Below are 15,966 nucleotides of genomic sequence, written 5' to 3'. Positions count from 1 at the left end.
TGGTTGGACGCGTCTTGGGCCCGTTCGGTTCCATCCAGTTCGAAAGAATCTGGTAGGTCCACCGCGTCGCACGGGCGCTGTAGCGTTGTCGACCGGCCACATCACGGTCGGAGGGCCTCGAAGATCCCCCGGCATGTCTCGGACCGCAATGTCGTCGTCTCGGTCGCCACCAGCACACCGATCCCCTCCTTCCCCCTTCGCGGCCACCTGAACTGGCGAGTGGGCTGGCTGCGAACACCCTACCGAACAGCGCTATGTCGCGTCTACAAGACGGATCCCGGTTCGATAAGAGTTGTGGCTCACCGCAGTTGTGCTACTTGACGACCTTGGCGATCGACGGAACCATTTTGTCGACAAGCGTGTCCGGGGACTGTCCGGTCCATACCTGGAAGGCCTGCACTGTCGACGCGTCGTCGACCACAACGATTTTCGCGTTGCTGGACAGAATGCCCCCGGGCAAGCCACGCAGGCCACCGTTCCCGGCTTGGCTGTCGGTCCGCAGCACGATCACGACCTCGGAATCGATATCCGCCGAATAACTTGCGGCCGACAGCGATCGGGGCGACTTCTCGTCGCCGACGGCCTTGTATTTGGTGCTGTAGACAAAGCCGAGATTCTGCAGGAACTTGGACTGCTCGCTGGGATTGAGTACTACCGAGAGTGTCGAATTGCCGAAATTGAATGCGGTGACAGTCTTTCCCGAGAATTGCGGGTTGGCGTTTCGCGCTTCGGCCACCTTGTCGCCACTGCCACCGGGATCGGACCCACCGTTGGTGAGGAAAAATGTTCCGGCCGCGACGGCGGCAATGACGACCACGGCCAGAGCCGCGGGAATCAGGAATCGGCGGATGCCTGATCGAGGGGAGTGATTTCGCTGTGTCGCGACCAGGCTTTGGTCGGTGTTCTCGCGCTGCGCGAATCCGGCAGCGGGAGTTCGGGTTTGCGTGTGGTAGCCGGTGCCGGTGGCGTAGGGATCCCCGGTGACCGGCATGGTCGGGTTGGTCGTATATCCCGCGACAGGTATGCGGTTATCGGTCGAGTACCCGGCCTCCGGCGCACGGAATTGCGTGCCGTAGAGGGCGGCCTCGGCGGCCTGGGTGAACTCGCGACACGTTGCGTAGCGCTGTGCCGGGTCCTTGGCCATCACCTTCTCGATCACCGCGTCCAGCGCGGGCGGCAGACCCGGTCGAACCGCGCTCAGTTTCGGGGGCGGCTCGTGCAGATGGCCCATCATGACCACGGCCGGCATAGTCGACGGATACGGGTTCTGTCCGGTCAGCAGTTTGAAGAACGAGCAGCCGAGGCTGTAGATATCAGCGCGGCTGTCCAGGCTGGTTCCAACCAACTGCTCGGGCGGAGCATAGGCAACGGTGGCCATGAAATTGCCGGTGGCAGTGAGGTCTTGGCCGTCCTCGGACGATTTCGCGACACCGAAGTCGGTGAGCAGTACTCGTTCCTCGTCGCCCTCTTCGGCGGCGGAGAGCAAGAAATTTGCCGGTTTCACATCTCGATGCAGCAGCCCGCGCCGGTGCGCGTAGTCGAGCCCTTTGCCCACCTCGGACACGATCCGCAGGGCCCGCTGCGGGGTCATCACGGCGGGACCCTTCTTGGCCTCGTCCGAGGCATCGACGCCGTCGACGTACTGCATGGCGATCCACAGCTGGCCGTTCTCCTCGCCACGGTTGTACACCGCGACGATGTTCGGATGATCGAGCCCGGCGGCCAGATTCGCTTCGCGCTCGAAGCGGGCGCGGAACTCGTCATCGGTGGACAGATCGGCGCTGAGAACCTTCAGTGCGTCACGACGGGGGAGGATCGGGTTCTGGGCCAGGTACACCGTGCCCATACCGCCGCTGCCGAGAACTTGAAGTACCCGGTAGCCGCCTACGATTGCGCCGGGCCGCAACGCCATTCGGTCCTCCTCGATGATGTCGAACGCCCGGACACGCGAGCCTCCGTCAGAAATCTAGCAAGTCGTCGGTGGGTATTCGAGTCGCATCCGAACCGTCCTCAACGGCTCTGCAGCAGGACATACTGCGCGGAGACCTTCTGATGCAGATCCTGCAGCTGCTTCCCGAACGCCTGCACGACGTATCGATCGACCTGGAACTTACACAGATTCATCGAGCCGGTCGGATTTTTCTCGGTTACCCCATCCGCGAAACATTGCACATGTTCGCCGAGCCCGGCCGGTGCGCCGATCATCTTCTGATCGGACTTCAATGGCTGCCACTTCGCCCACAGGGCCTCGGCATCCGTCGATGTTCTGGTTCGGAAGACGACGGCATCACCGAACGCCACCAGATCCACGCCGTGCTGCTGCAGTTCGGGCAGTGTGGTTTGGTCGGCATTCATCAACGACACCGTCCCGCGGCCGCTGAATACACCGTCGGGCTCGGCACGGTTCGGTCTTTCCGGATTGCTGGGAATGGTGCGGCCGAGCAAACCCTGCGGGTCGAGCGGGATCCGTGCGAGGTCACCCGCCGGAGTCGGCTGGAATTTGTCGAGCAGCGGGAGTTGCACGCCGAGCATCTTCTCGACCTGCGATGTCAACGCGGGCAGATCGGGTGCGGAGATGTCGTCCACCACTTTGATGTAGACGATGTACCGGTCGTGCACCGTCCACGAGCCGACGGAGGAGATGCCCGGCCGCCAATGCGCGTAGGTATTCGGCTGTGCGATCTGAACAGGCTGATTGTCGGGGTTGTAGGTGAAGTCGTCGTGTTCGAGGGTCGGCCCGACCGCCGCCGCGGTTTGCGCATCCGGGAACATCAGCACCGCGACATTCAGCGTCCGTCGCTTGTCCGCCTGCGCGCCCCCGGTGCTCCATGCGTTGACCCAGCCCGCGACCAAATCCTTCGCGACATCATCGAAGGTGTCGTTGATGACGAGGCTGCCGAGGGTTTTCCGGTTGAGGACGATATGCGTCGCGATGCCCCAGGCATCCTCGACATAGGCGGGATCGGCTTCGTACGGCAGCGCCACGTAGTCGGCCAGTCGTTGTGCCTCGCGCGCCCGAGCTTGTTTGTCACTCTTGGCATTACCCACCTGGCGGGGCTTGGTCTGATAGTTGCCGACGTCGAGCTTCGACACGTCCGGCTCGACACGAACCGGCTGTCCGGTCACCTGCGCGCCACAGCCCGCCGATACGGTGGCCAACGCCGCGGCCGTGCACAGCGCCACCACGATTCGAACCGCCGTCGGCTTCGTAGTGAGCTTCATGCCCTCCCCTAACGCCCGAAAGCAAGTAACTTATATTGCGCAGCGGCCTTTTGATATGCCTCTTGCACATTGGTTCCCTCGACCTTCGCGACGTATCTGTCGTACGCGAGATAGCACGCCGGCGGAAAAGTGAGTGACGAGGTCTTTTTGTCCTTGGTGTCGAAACACTTCACGCCGGGCATATTGGGTGGTGCATCGATCGAACGGTATCCATCGGCCTTCTGATCGATCAGCGCGGCGATCAGGCGGACGGTGCTGTCGACATCACGAGTGCGAAACACCTTCTCGCCGGAGTATGCGACCAGATCGACGCCCGCATCGTCGAATGCGGCTTTGCTGAGTGCCGGGAAGCTCTCCGCGGGCAGTGCGCTGCGTGCGGTCATCAGCCTTGTCCGATCGATCCCGGAGATGCTCAGCTGCCGCTGTTCGAGCGGGAGGGTCCGGCCGAGGAGGCCGTCTACATCGAGCGGCAGGGACCCGAGCTGATCGATCGGCGTCGGCGAGTAGTTCTTCAGTGCCTCGATACTTTTGGTGAATGCCGTCTGGGTGAACGCGATCAGCGGTGCGGTGTCGACAGGTTCGCTGACCGGATCGGTGATGTACACGTAGAGCAGCATGGTGTCGTGTACCAGGAATGAATCCAGGGTCCGCTTGCTGGGCGACCATTTCGCACGGGCGGTCGGGTGCTCCGGAATCGTCACGCTGTCGCCGGGAACCACCTCTGCCTGACGGTCCGCAAGACGACGGGCCGCGGTCTCGGCCTTGGCCGCGTCGGAGAATCGAAGGGTATCAATGATCACCGAGCTACCGACCCACGGGTTATTGCGGCGCTCACCAGATGATTCCCATCCGGCGACGAGTCCTTGTGCGAGGTCGGGGAACTCCTTGCTCGCGATCGACGTCATGGTCGCCGGGGATTTCAGGGTGGTCCGCCCATCGACCGATGCCAGGCGCTGGAAAGTGAACTTCCCGTCCATTTCGAAAGGTAGCGGTACCGAGTTCCCGATACGCACCGACTCCAGATCGGCGCCCGAGTCCGGCGTGCGTGTGGATTCCATATCGCGCGGCGTTATCGGATAGTTCCCGGAGTCCAGTTCGGCTACGTCGATGGCCGGGGTGGTGGTGTCCTCGCTGTCGCCGCAGGCGGCAGTCGCCGTGAGGGCCACCGCGATGACGGCGTACAGGCTGTGTCGGAATCGCATAGTCGGACTCACTCGCTCTTGGCCAGGATTGCGTACTGAGCGGCGGCGCGCTGATACAGCACCGGGTCCAGGTTTCCGGTGAATGTGCTGCCGATGACGACCGCGGTGTACCTCCCATAGACCACGACGCAGTATTGGTCGTAATTCCTTGTGTCGTCTCTGGTATCGAGCTTGCGGCAGACGGTATCGGGCAGACCCGGTGGCGATGCGATGATCTCGTCGTTCTTACCGGTCTTGGCCAGGACGGATTGCAGGTGGAAGGCGCCGGACAGGTCACGGGCACGGTAGATGATCGCAGCACGGCGTCCGACGAGATCGACTCCGCTCTCGTCGAATGCCTTCTGTACCTCGACCGGATTGCGTTCGAAGTGCAGTTCGCCGGATGGTTCGAAGTAGCCGAAATCATCCTTACCGATGAACGGGTCGCTGAAGTCCGGGGCCTCGGGCAGGGCACGGCGCATGATGTTGTCCGGATCCGTCGGCAGGTCGAGCAGGTCGTCCAGTGGTACGGGCTTCTGCTGGTCCAATCTAGCGATCTGCAGGTCGACGGCCTTACCGATATTGCTCGCGACCACGGCCTGATTCGGCTGGGGGAGAGCGGCATTCGCCACGATCACATACGGGCCGTGTGCGATGAACGAGGTCACCGTCTTGTCGTCGGCAGAGGAGGCCCGTGCATCCGGATGACCCGGGATGGCCACCGGATGACGGCCCGGATTGCTGTTGGTGAGCTGATCGAACTGGTCGGCAGCGGCCCGCCCGGCCGTATCGGTCGGGAAGCGCAGTATCGAGATGATCAGCTTCTTACGAGTGCGGAGATTTCCGTTGGTGCCGGAAATATACACTCCCGCAAGGAGATTGTTGTCCGTCGCGACGGGGCGATAAAGCTCGGGAAAGGATTTCTCGCCGATCATCGAATCGGCATCGGTCATAAACGTCTGATTCGAGGTCTCGCTGATTTCGCTGTCGATCTCGAACGGATGAACCAGGTAGTTGAGCATCCGGCGTGCTTCGATCAACCGCAATTCGGGAATGGTGGTGATATCGGGGGCATAGGCGGTCGGCTCGGGGGTATACGCCCCGGTCTTCAATGCCGCCACATCGACGGGTGCCAGCCCCGGTCCCGGTTGTCCGGTCACGGTCGTCGAACAACTCACGCTCGCTGCGGTTGCCGCGGCGAGCAGCACGACGAACCCGCCTCGATACCTCATACTTCCCCCGTTCCGGATGTGCATTCTCCCCGTTTGCGGACTCCTCGCCGGATCCTACTTCACACCGGTCGACAGCGGCGGGGCCGTTTTGGGAAGGGTCGTGACTTGCACGAGCCTATTTCACCTCTGCTTCGAGTACCGGGAACCGGCTTTACCCGTAGGACTGCTTCCGGCCCCGCGGTCCAGTCACATACCGCACGAAGGGTTTACGGGGCATTGAACGCGAGCCAGCGGCCGCCGTCCTTCGGTAGGACGCTCAGGTGGTGCGGGGTCGGGTTACAGGCTATTGGCGAACAGTGCGTATTGCGCGGTCACCTTCTGCCGGACGTCGGGCTCCTTATCGCTGGTGACCACGCCGACGTACCGCTTGAACGGGACATAGCAGCGGTATTTGTACTGTCGCTCCGGATCGCCTTTGCTGTTGAGCTGCAGGCACTTCGCGCCCGGCACATCCTTGGGTGCGTCGATCGGGTCGAAGGTGTTGCGCACCTCGTCGATCAATCCGTCGATGAACTTCTGCGCGGCCGGATAGTCCCGGACGCGGGTGACCGAGCCGTTGTCGACGATGGCGAATCGCTCGACCCCGACCTCGTCCACCAGCTTCTGGGTCTTGGCCTCGTCCTCCGCCGACTGGACGAAGTAGCTCGGCCCGTAGATCGCGAAATTATCGGCATTCGGGGTGTGCCCGCGACGATCCGCGACCACCACGCGCCCGAGCATGCCCTCCGGGTCGACCTTCAGGCTGCTGAACTTGTCCTGCGGTGTCGCCTGGAATTTGTCCAACGCACGGACCTCGGCATCCAGCGTTTTCTCGACCCAGCTCAGCAGGTCGGGACCGTCCGCGCGGGGTCGCCCGACGAACAGCGAGACCACGAACTCCTTGTGCGCCATGAAGGTTCCGATATTCGGAATGCCCGGTCGCCAGTGGATGTAGGCGTCCGGATACTTGCTCGACGGCAGTTTGCGGTTGTCGGGGGAGATATTGATATCGGCGTCCTCGAGTTCGCGGGCGGCGATCTTCGCGGTGGCCTCGTCCGGGAACCGGAATACGACATCGGTGACCGCGGTGGTATCGGCCGACGGCCGGGTCTGGCCGGGCGGATCCGGTTTATCCGAACCGCTGGTGGCGTATCCGGTGAGGTAGTTGCGGTTCAGCAGCACCGGCTTGGATGCGGATGCGACATGTTCGACGGCGTCGTCGATGTTGCTGAGCACCTTGCCTTCGCGTCCGTAGGTGAGCGACGGATCGATCTGCGAACTGGCGACCACGGCCTCCGACATCCGCATGCCCTCGACCAGCGCCCCGTTCGAGCCCGCCTCCTGGTCGTATCTGTGTCGATCGACCGGATAGGTGCCGACCTCGAGTTTGCGCACATCTTGTTCGGCCGCCAGCGGCGTACCCTGCACGCCGCTGCATCCGGCCAGCGCTCCGGCCACCGCAATACAAGCCACGGCGAACGCGATGCGCGAAGTCCTAACCATGACAGGCCCCTCGTTCCTCCCGATGTGCATCTGAAGTTACCGGACGGACCCGGGGGACGGGGACCCCTCAGGGCTTGGATTGCAATACCCTTGTCGGTGTGGCGACGACCCCGCAATGCGCACCGCTGGAAGGCCGATACCGTTGAAGGATCGGCAAGTTGAGGTCGTTGTCGGAGGTCACGCCGTCGCCCGGGTTGCGGGTGCGGTGGTGGTCGTCGCGCATCGTGGGCATGCGCGCCTGAGTCCTGAAGCCCCCGCGGTCGTCGCGCTGGAATCGCTGGCCGAACTCGTGCGGGAGGCCGCCGAACAGCATCCGGAGGGGCCGGGTGCACTGCTCGCGCGCGCGGCAACCCGCTGGCTGATGACGCATGCCGAGCAGATCAGTCCCGGTGTGCCAATCGATTTCGGCATCCTGTCCGCGGCCGAAACCGGCGGAATCGCGATCTTTCTGCACGGTGCCGTCACCGCCGTGCTCGCCGGTGACGGCACGCTCGAGCGCTATCGGGGCAGCGATGCGGCGTTCACGGTGGACCGGGTCGCGACGGTGCCCGCGCGGGCGATCGCGCTCTTCGTCGACGACCCCAAGGGCCGCATTCCGGATCTGCCCGCCGAGCGGGGGATCGGTTGGTTGGTCGAGGGGATCGCACAGGCGGGCGGCGCGATCGTCTGGTCCGATGCGGTGCGTGGCCGGTCCGAACCGGTGCGCCCCGAGGGCGCGCATCGACCGCCGCCCCCGCCGACCGCGCGCATCGACTCCGGCCCGACCCAGCGTCCCGAGCCCGAACCGGAGTCGGAGGCCGAACCACAGCTGACCGAGACCCGCGCCTCGACCGCGCTGCTCGATTCGGTCCAGGAGCAGGAACCGGTCGACCCGCATCATGCGCCGACCCAAGTGGGTGGCACCAATCCGGCTCCGCGCCCGGATCCGGATCTGCAGCGCAGGCTGGAGGCCACCGCGAAGGCCACCGCCCTCACCGTCAAGGTGATGGGATTCAAGTGCGCGCGTGCGCATCCCAGCGATCCGCGCTCGGCGTTCTGCACGGTCTGCGGAATGCCGGTGGATCAGACACAGCAGCTGATCGAGGTGGTCCGCCCGCCGCTCGGCATGCTGGTCCTCGACGACGGCATGACCTACATGCTGGCCGCGGACGCGGTCCTCGGCCGCGATCCGGAACATTCCGAACAGGCCCGCCGCGGCATGGTGCCGTTGAAGGTCGAGGACTCCTCGGGCGGCATGTCCCGCGCACACGCCGAGGTGCTGCTGGTGAATTGGGATGTGTCCCTGGTGGATCGGGGTTCCACCAACGGCACGCGCACCCGGCTCCCCGGTTACCGCGACTGGATCCGCATCCCACCCGACCAACCGATGATCCTGATACCCGGCACCGAAATCATGATCGGCAACCGGGTCCTGCGATACGAGCCAGCGGCACCCCCACCGTTCGGCTGAGTATTCGCATCAACCCCGCCCGAACGTGACATCTCGATGTAGATTGAACGTGGTCGGACGGTGGTGAAAACCAAGCTGCCAGTCGGTTATTCGTTACATCGTCTAGGCGAGTTGCGTCGGACGTAAAAAGCTTGCTGGAAACCGTGTAAGACCAGGCTGAGGCCAGGCGGTGGTACTGCCACGAGCAGACCTGCGACTCCGGTCGCAGGCCAACCCTGCGGAGTAATCCGTCAAGTCTCTGGAATGTTTGACGTGTTTCAGGGAACGGGAGCTCAGGAATACCGTGAGGTGCAGGTGTGCTCGCCGTTGAGCACACCGGCGCGGAAGGCGTCGACCCGGGAGAATCCACTCGGCACGGTCTTGCCTTCGATATCGCTGGCCGCGAGCCCGTCGGCCAGCAGCCCGGAGACCGCCTCGTCGAGATCGCCTGCGGCCAGGACGATATCGCCCTGAGCCTGGGTACGTCCCGGCTGCGCGAGCTTGCCGGTGACCACACCCGACAGACAGGCCGCGCGCAATCCGGTCTTGGCGCCGACCAGCTGCTGACCGTTGCTCTGCTGCACGGCGAGGGTATAGCGCGAAATGAAGACGATGTAGCCGTTGTAGTCGCCCGTCACCTTGAGCGGTAGCGGGTCGTTGTCATCGGCATTGGAGGCGCCACGCTGCGCGAGCGCGGGCACATCGGTCGCGATGGTGTTCTTGGCCGGACAATACGAAACCGGCGGTGTGGCAACGCCGTTCTTGCAGTCGATCTTCGCACCGGAGTAGTCGTAGGTCGGCGCCTGCTTCAGCGGCAGGATCACCGCGAGTGCCTTGCCGAGCTCGATCAGACTGTCCTTGTCGATCGGATTCTCACCGTGGCCGGGATCGTCCTTGAAGGTCTGCGGCAAATTGCCGCGGCGGCGCTCGATCTCGTGCATATCAATGGCCTTGCACGCCTTCGGGCCATCGGTGAAGCCGATCTGCACGGCCGTGACCCGCTCGAAAGCCGAACCGTGCACGCTCTCCGGATCATCCGGATTGGAGTCCCGAATGGCGACGGTCGCGGCCAGCACCGAGTTCAGCCCATCGGAGGTATTGATGGTGAAGTGCTTGGATTTGCCTTCGGCCACATGGCGAATGAACGCACCCGAGAAGCAGTCGGCCTGTTGCTCCTTGACGATCACCGGATCCTTCGTCTGCACGATTTTCGCCAACGTCTGGATGGCGTGTCCGTATTCATGGGCGAGCACCATGATCACGGCCATCTTGCCGAAGGTGTCCTCGATTGTCGGCAACAGCACCGAGCGGTCCCAGCCGATCGAGTTGTCGAGTCGGCAGTAGGCGGCGTTCACCAGGTGATAGGTGGACTCCTTACAGAATTCGAGCGACTGGTTGCGCGGCGCCTTCGCGCTCCAGGAGATCAGCTTGTCGACCGGCTTGAATTCGCCGTCGAAGTCCTTGCTGTATTCGGCGCGCCAGTATGTCTGAATATCGTCGATCGCGTTGAGCGCCAAGGCGTCCACTTCACCGCTGTCCCCGTTGATCGCGGTGAGCGAGGTATCGGGGACGCCGGCGCGCGGTCCGCTCGGACCGCTCGTGGTGGGCAGTCCGGCAACCTTGAACGGATCGTCGTAGACCGAAACCGCTCGACCGTGCACCGCGCGAGTACAGCCCGCCAGCATTGCGATTACGCATAGTGCTACCGCAATGACCGCGGTCGATCGGAGTTTCGGCAAGGCTCCCCCTAGTCGGCCGGTCGCACGTTCATAACGGTCTCCGGATCGGGGCAAAAGGCGCATCGGGGGCACCGCCGAAGTCCGGGTGATGGAATAGTATCCGCTGCATGTCTTTACCGGGGGCGCAGACCATCACCGTGCGCCATGATGGAACCGAACGGGTCTTCGATTCGAATCAACAGGTCACGATGGGCCGCGCACCGGAAGTGACTCTGTTCGTGGACAGCCCACTGGTCTCGCGGGTGCACGCGACGCTCGCCTGGCAGGGGAACAGCTGGGTACTCACCGACAATGGCAGCACCAACGGCGTTTTCGTGGATGCGCGGCGGTTGAGTCAGCCGGTGCCGATCAATCGGCCGACGCAGGTGCGGCTCGGCGATGCGATCAGTGGTCCGCTACTGCATCTGCTGCCCGCGACGCCGTCGGCCCGGCCGCAGCGGCCGTCGGGCGCGCAACCGCAGGTGTCGCAGCCGCAGTCGTCGGTGCCGCCGGGATATCAACATCCGCGGCGAACACCGCAGGCACCGCCGCCATCCCAGCAGCGTCCCGAACAGCACCTCGCACAGCAGCGTCCGGAACAGCCGCCTTCGCAGCCGCAGCACCGAGAGCAGGCGCCCGGACAACCTCAGCTTCACCAGCCACCGCCCGCCCAGCCGCAGCAGCCGAACGTCAACATGACCTTCAAGGCCGACTCTTCGATGCTGCCGCCGGTCCGCTCCCGCCCGTCCACCTCGCCGATCGCCAGGGCCGACCGGCTGCCGCCCGGCGGGCTGAATATCGGCCGTACCTCCGACAATCAGATCGTCGTCAACGATCCGCTTGCCTCGCGCAAGCACGCGCGCCTGGTCGCGTCCGCCGAGGGCCTGACCATCGAGGATCTCGGCTCGGCCAACGGCACCTTCGTCAACGGCCATCGCGAGCAGCGCACGGTGCTGCGTGAGCGCGACATCATCACCATCGGCAATATCGACTTCGTCGTCCAGCAGGGCACGCTGGTGCACCGGCAGAAACCGGTCGCCGAGCAGGGCCTGCACGTGCACGGCGTCGGCTTCACCGTCGAGGGCAACAAGCAGCTGCTCGTCGATGTGAATATGCAGGCGGGGCGGGGCACTCTGACCGCACTCATCGGCCCCTCCGGTGCGGGCAAATCGACGCTGTCGAAATTGATCGCGGGCACCACGCACCCCTCCGGTGGTGTGGTCACCTTCGAGGGCCGCAATCTGCACGCCGAATACGAGGCGCTGCGTTCCCGTATCGGCATGGTGCCGCAGGACGATGTGTTGCACCGGCAGCTGACCGTGCGTCAGGCCCTCGGTTACGCCGCCGAACTTCGACTGCCGCCGGACAACTCGAGGGCCGACCGCCAGCAGGTGATCGACGGTGTGCTGAAAGAACTTTCGCTCACCGAACATGCCGACACCAGGGTGGATCGGCTCTCCGGTGGTCAACGCAAGCGCGCGTCGGTGGCGCTGGAACTGCTCACCGGTCCGTCGCTGCTGATCCTGGACGAACCGACCTCGGGTCTGGATCCGGCGCTCGACCGTCAGGTGATGGTGATGCTGCGCGAACTGGCCGATGCCGGGCGCACCGTTATCGTGGTCACCCACTCGGTGGCCTGCCTGGACATGTGTGATCAGGTGCTGTTGCTCGCGCCCGGTGGCAAGACCGCCTTCTGCGGCCATCCGGCCAGCGTCGGCGCGGCCATGGGCACCAGCGACTGGGCGGAGATCTTCGGGCGGGTCGCCGCGAATCCGGATCAGGCATTCGCCGCGTATCGGTCCCGGCTGGCCTTCGCGCCACCGCCGCCACCGCCAGCACCGCCGCGGCAGGGATCGGCGGGCAGTCCGCCGCAATCCGGGCGCGCCAAACAGTTCTCCACCTTGGCGCGACGGCAGGTGCGGTTGATCTTCGCCGACCGCGGCTATCTGGCGTTCCTGGTGATTCTGCCCTTCATCCTCGGTGCGCTGTCCCTGGTGGTGCCGGGCAGCAACGGTTTCCGCAGCGGTCCGCTGGAGCAGGTGCAGAGCGGCAATGAGACGCTCTTCGTCCCGTCCGGCGGCAGCGAGACCCAGCAGTTGCTCGTCGTATTGATTCTGGGCGCCTGCTTCATGGGATCGACGCTGACGGTGCGTGATCTGGTCGGTGAGCGCACCATCTTCTATCGCGAGCGCGCGGTCGGGCTGCTGCCATCGGCCTATCTGCTCGCCAAGATCGCGGTGTTCAGCGTCACCGCGTTCCTGCAGGCGGCCGTGCTTGTCGGCATCACGCTGGTCGGTAAGAAGCCGCCACTGGAGGGGTCGGTGATCCCGAACGGGCCCGCCGAGCTCTATCTCGATATCGCGTTGACCGCGGTGTGCTGTGTGGTCTTCGGCTTGCTGCTGTCCAGCCTGGCGAGGTCCAACGAGCAGGTCATGCCCATGCTCGTGGTGATGATCATGGTCCAGCTGGTCATGGCGGGCGGTCTGATTCCGGTGACCCATCGGGTGGTGCTCGAGCAGATCTCATGGCTGTTTCCGTCCCGCTGGGGCTATGCGGCCGGAGCGTCGACGGTGGATATTCGGACACTGTTCGCCAATGCGCAACCCGACACCTTGTGGAAGCACGAGCCGAATATCTGGTATCTCGATATCGGCCTGCTCGTCGCGATAACGGTGGTGCTGGCGATCGTCACCTGGCGCCGGCTGCGGTTGCGGAAGTCGAACGCGTGATGACCTGCTCAGGCGGGCTCGCACCGGATGCGGTAAGCATGTCGTTCGCACAACAGGCACACTTATGCCTGTGACGGTGCGAGTTGGGGCAGTACATCTCGGGTGGGATGTGGTGTCCGTTGCCGCGGGCGGCGGCGGGACACCGATCCGCCCCGTGCAGGTAGAAGGTACATACACGCCGCCGGCGTATCTGCTGGCGGATTCGTCGGGCGGGCTGCATACCGCCGGAATGGAACGCCAGCGGCCGGATCTGGGGATGGCGATCGCCGATGTGCGCGACATCCTCGGCCATCCGCAGATCGTGGTGGCCGGTGCGACCTGGCCCGCCGAACTGGTCTTCCGTGCCCGCATGTACAACCCGCTCGCGGCCGTCGGCAAATATCTGCGCGGTAAACCGGATCTGATCGCGCTGCCCTTCCCGGACGGTTGGCCCGATGCGAAGGTCGATGTGTACGTCGACCTGGTGGAACGGCTGGATGTCACGGTCGAACCGCTGCCGGAAAGTGTCGCGCTGTCCGGATATGTGCGCGCGCTGGGGCTGGTGCGGTCGCCGGACGATCGCAATCCGCGCGGCATCGGTGCGACGGGGGTGTACTCCGACGGTCGGACCATGCTGGTCGTCGCGGTGCACGGCGACGATGAGCAGCCGACCGAATCGGTCGACGTGCCGGTCACCGTGGAGGCCATGCGCAATGCGCGTTCGGCAGACAATGTGGTGATCGAGGTGATGGCCGCGGCCCGCTCGATCGGCGCGGACACCTCGACGGTGCTGCTGTCCGGCAATGTCTGCTTCAACGATGCGCTGCGGTTGGCATTCCAGAACCACCTCGGGCATCGGTTGCATGTGGCCGATCACCCGATGCACGCGCTGGTGCTCGGGGCCTCGCACCTGCTGGTCACCGATAACGAGAACGGAGAGCCGGAGTCGGCGGGCCGACATGCCGAGCCGGCACCGCCGCCGCGGGCGCGGCAGGTGGAGTCGGCGCAGTATCAGGCCGAATCGGCACAGCAACAGGCGCATTCGGCGCAGCGACAGGCCGAGGCCGCGCAGGTGTCATCGGCGCAGCGGCAGGTGGAGGCGGTGCAGGGGCGCTCGGATGTGCCGTCTCGTCCGGACCAGGTCGGTCGGCCGGAACCGGGTCAGGTACGTCCCGAGCAGGGCCAGGTCCGCCGCGAGGCTCGGCAGTCGCATCCGCCGGTGGTGCAGTACGGGCCCGGATATCCGACCGTGCAGCCGTCGACCGAGCCGACGGGTGAGGAGCCGACCACACGGGTCGGCCGGGAGTCCTTGCCGCCGAACCTCGCCGAGTTGGGTAGCCGGTTCACCCGCCCACCAGGGCAGTATCCGGACGAGCAGCGGCCCACCGTTATCGGTCGTCCGCCGACGTCCCCCGCCCCGTCGGGGCAGGTGCCGCCGCCGCGCGGTCCTTATCATCCGCAGCAGGAGCAACCGCCGCAGAGCGGTTCGGGGTGGCAGCCGCACGAATCGGACGAGGACGCGGACAAACCACGTAAGGGGGGCAAGCGCTGGGGCAAGTTGTTCGGCGCGCAGGCGGTGGCCGGTGCCGCCGCATTGGCCGCGATGGCGGTGCCGTCCGGCGGGGACCAGGTCGAATCGGCCGCGTCGGTCGCCGAGACGCCGGTCTCCTGCCCATTGACCCCGTACGTCACCAATGAGCAGCGTGCGGGCATCGCGGCGGCGCGCGGATACGACCCTGGCCTGGTGTCGGAACAGGGCGAATCCGGATTCGATGCCGCGGGCGCGGAGTGCGCACAGCCGAGTATCGATGTCCCCCGCTACGTGGTCCCTGGCCCACCCGGCGCCATCGACCACGGCCCGCCGATCGAGATCTGACCGGTTTCATACCGCTGGGGCATGGCTGGTATTGTTGCCCGTTGGCGTGTGGAAGTACGTCGAGCCCCGGGTCTCCACCGGCCGCCGGAAACCGCTCGATTGCACGCCGTGGCTGGCAACACCGACTACAGACAGGGAACCACTGTGCCTACGTACAGCCCCAAGGCGGGTGACGTGACCCGTAAGTGGTACGTCATCGACGCCACTGACGTAGTGCTCGGCCGTCTCGCCGTCCAGGCAGCGAATCTGCTGCGCGGCAAGACCAAGCCGACCTACGCGCCGAACTTCGATGGTGGTGACTTCGTCATCATCATCAACGCCGACAAGGTCGCCATCTCCGGCAACAAGAAGGCGGACAAGCTGATCCACCACCACAGCGGACACCCTGGCGGCCTCAAGTCGCGCACTGTCGGTCAGGTGTTGGAGTCGCGTCCCGACCGTCTCGTGGAGAAGGCCGTCAAGGGCATGATCCCGAAGAACAAGCTCGGCAACGCGATCGCGGGCAAGCTGAAGGTCTACGCGGGCCCGACGCATCCGCACGCCGCTCAGCAGCCCATTCCGTTCGAGATCAAGCAGGTGGCCCAGTGACCGCTCCTGAGGAATTCAACGAGGACTACGCCGAGGACGCCAACGTCGAGGTCGTCGAGGAGGACTACGGCTACGAGGCCGAGCCCGCCGCCTACGCCCCGATCGTGATCGACCGTCCGGTGCAGACCGTCGGTCGTCGCAAGGAGGCCGTCGTCCGCGTGCGTCTGCTGCCCGGCAACGGCAACTTCGTGCTGAACGGCCGCACCATCGAGGACTACTTCCCGAACAAGGTGCACCAGCAGTTGGTGAAGTCGCCGCTGGTGACCGTCGAGCGGACCGAGTCCTTCGACATCCACGCGCGTCTCGTCGGCGGTGGCCCCTCGGGCCAGGCCGGTGCGCTGCGTCTGGCCATCGCCCGCGCGCTCATCGAGGTCACCCCGGATGACCGCCCCGCCCTCAAGCGGGCCGGCTTCCTCACTCGTGACCCGCGTGCCACCGAGCGTAAGAAGTACGGCCTCAAGAAGGCCCGCAAGGCGCCTCAGTACTCGAAGCGCTGATTTTGGCTGCGTCGGCCGCCGACTTCCGTCACC

General features: G+C 64.9%; 11 protein-coding genes. 5 read left to right on the top strand and 6 right to left on the bottom strand.

Translation table 11 applies throughout. The features are described 5' to 3' along the window. Window positions 1–313 precede the first annotated feature (313 nt). From AB0L58_RS27905 to AB0L58_RS27885, 5 genes are all read right to left on the bottom strand, one after another. Window positions 314–1,912 carry a serine/threonine-protein kinase gene (locus AB0L58_RS27905; protein WP_364390853.1) on the bottom strand — a complete coding sequence of 533 codons (1,599 nt, stop codon included), beginning with the start codon at window positions 1,910–1,912 and terminating at the stop codon, window positions 314–316. A gap of 98 nt (window positions 1,913–2,010) precedes the next feature. Continuing rightward, entirely contained in the window at window positions 2,011–3,222 is a 1,212-nt protein-coding gene (locus AB0L58_RS27900; RefSeq protein ID WP_364390851.1) for a hypothetical protein, read from the bottom strand. Window positions 3,223–3,230: 8 nt separating this feature from the next. After that, entirely contained in the window at window positions 3,231–4,424 is a 1,194-nt protein-coding gene (locus AB0L58_RS27895) for a hypothetical protein (protein WP_364390848.1), read from the bottom strand. Between the two features lie 8 nt (window positions 4,425–4,432). Continuing rightward, a complete protein-coding gene (locus tag AB0L58_RS27890; RefSeq protein ID WP_364390845.1) occupies window positions 4,433–5,635 on the bottom strand; it encodes a hypothetical protein in 1,203 nt (400 codons plus the stop codon). Window positions 5,636–5,911: 276 nt separating this feature from the next. Next, window positions 5,912–7,117, bottom strand: a complete 1,206-nt coding sequence (locus AB0L58_RS27885; RefSeq protein ID WP_364390843.1) for a hypothetical protein — start codon at window positions 7,115–7,117, stop codon at window positions 5,912–5,914. A gap of 142 nt (window positions 7,118–7,259) precedes the next feature. On the opposite strand from AB0L58_RS27885, the gene AB0L58_RS27880 reads away from it, so the two are divergent. After that, on the top strand, window positions 7,260–8,567 hold the full coding sequence (locus tag AB0L58_RS27880; RefSeq protein WP_364390841.1) for an FHA domain-containing protein: 1,308 nt from the start codon (window positions 7,260–7,262) through the stop codon (window positions 8,565–8,567). A gap of 272 nt (window positions 8,568–8,839) precedes the next feature. Here AB0L58_RS27880 and AB0L58_RS27875 read toward each other — a convergent pair whose 3' ends face one another. Further along, on the bottom strand, window positions 8,840–10,285 hold the full coding sequence (locus tag AB0L58_RS27875) for a metallopeptidase (RefSeq protein WP_364390839.1): 1,446 nt from the start codon (window positions 10,283–10,285) through the stop codon (window positions 8,840–8,842). A 107-nt stretch (window positions 10,286–10,392) separates the two neighbouring features. On the opposite strand from AB0L58_RS27875, the gene AB0L58_RS27870 reads away from it, so the two are divergent. From AB0L58_RS27870 to rpsI, 4 genes are all read left to right on the top strand, one after another. Further along, window positions 10,393–12,993 carry an FHA domain-containing protein gene (locus AB0L58_RS27870; RefSeq protein ID WP_364390837.1) on the top strand — a complete coding sequence of 867 codons (2,601 nt, stop codon included), beginning with the start codon at window positions 10,393–10,395 and terminating at the stop codon, window positions 12,991–12,993. Between the two features lie 70 nt (window positions 12,994–13,063). Next, the gene (locus tag AB0L58_RS27865) at window positions 13,064–14,848 is read left to right on the top strand and encodes a hypothetical protein (protein ID WP_364390834.1); all 1,785 of its coding nucleotides are present in this window, start codon (window positions 13,064–13,066) and stop codon (window positions 14,846–14,848) included. A gap of 144 nt (window positions 14,849–14,992) precedes the next feature. Then, window positions 14,993–15,436 carry a 50S ribosomal protein L13 gene (rplM, locus tag AB0L58_RS27860; RefSeq protein WP_040686710.1) on the top strand — a complete coding sequence of 148 codons (444 nt, stop codon included), beginning with the start codon at window positions 14,993–14,995 and terminating at the stop codon, window positions 15,434–15,436. Next, window positions 15,433–15,933, top strand: coding sequence for a 30S ribosomal protein S9 (rpsI, locus tag AB0L58_RS27855; RefSeq protein WP_364390830.1), 501 nt, complete (start codon window positions 15,433–15,435; stop codon window positions 15,931–15,933). The genes rplM and rpsI overlap by 4 nt, the downstream gene beginning before the upstream one ends. Window positions 15,934–15,966 lie beyond the last annotated feature (33 nt).

It is taken from the genome of Nocardia sp. NPDC052112, from assembly GCF_040680135.1.
In the GTDB taxonomy this organism is placed as follows: domain Bacteria; phylum Actinomycetota; class Actinomycetes; order Mycobacteriales; family Mycobacteriaceae; genus Nocardia.
Note: the sequence above shows the minus strand (reverse complement) of the source record. Positions and strands in the feature narration are given on the sequence as shown.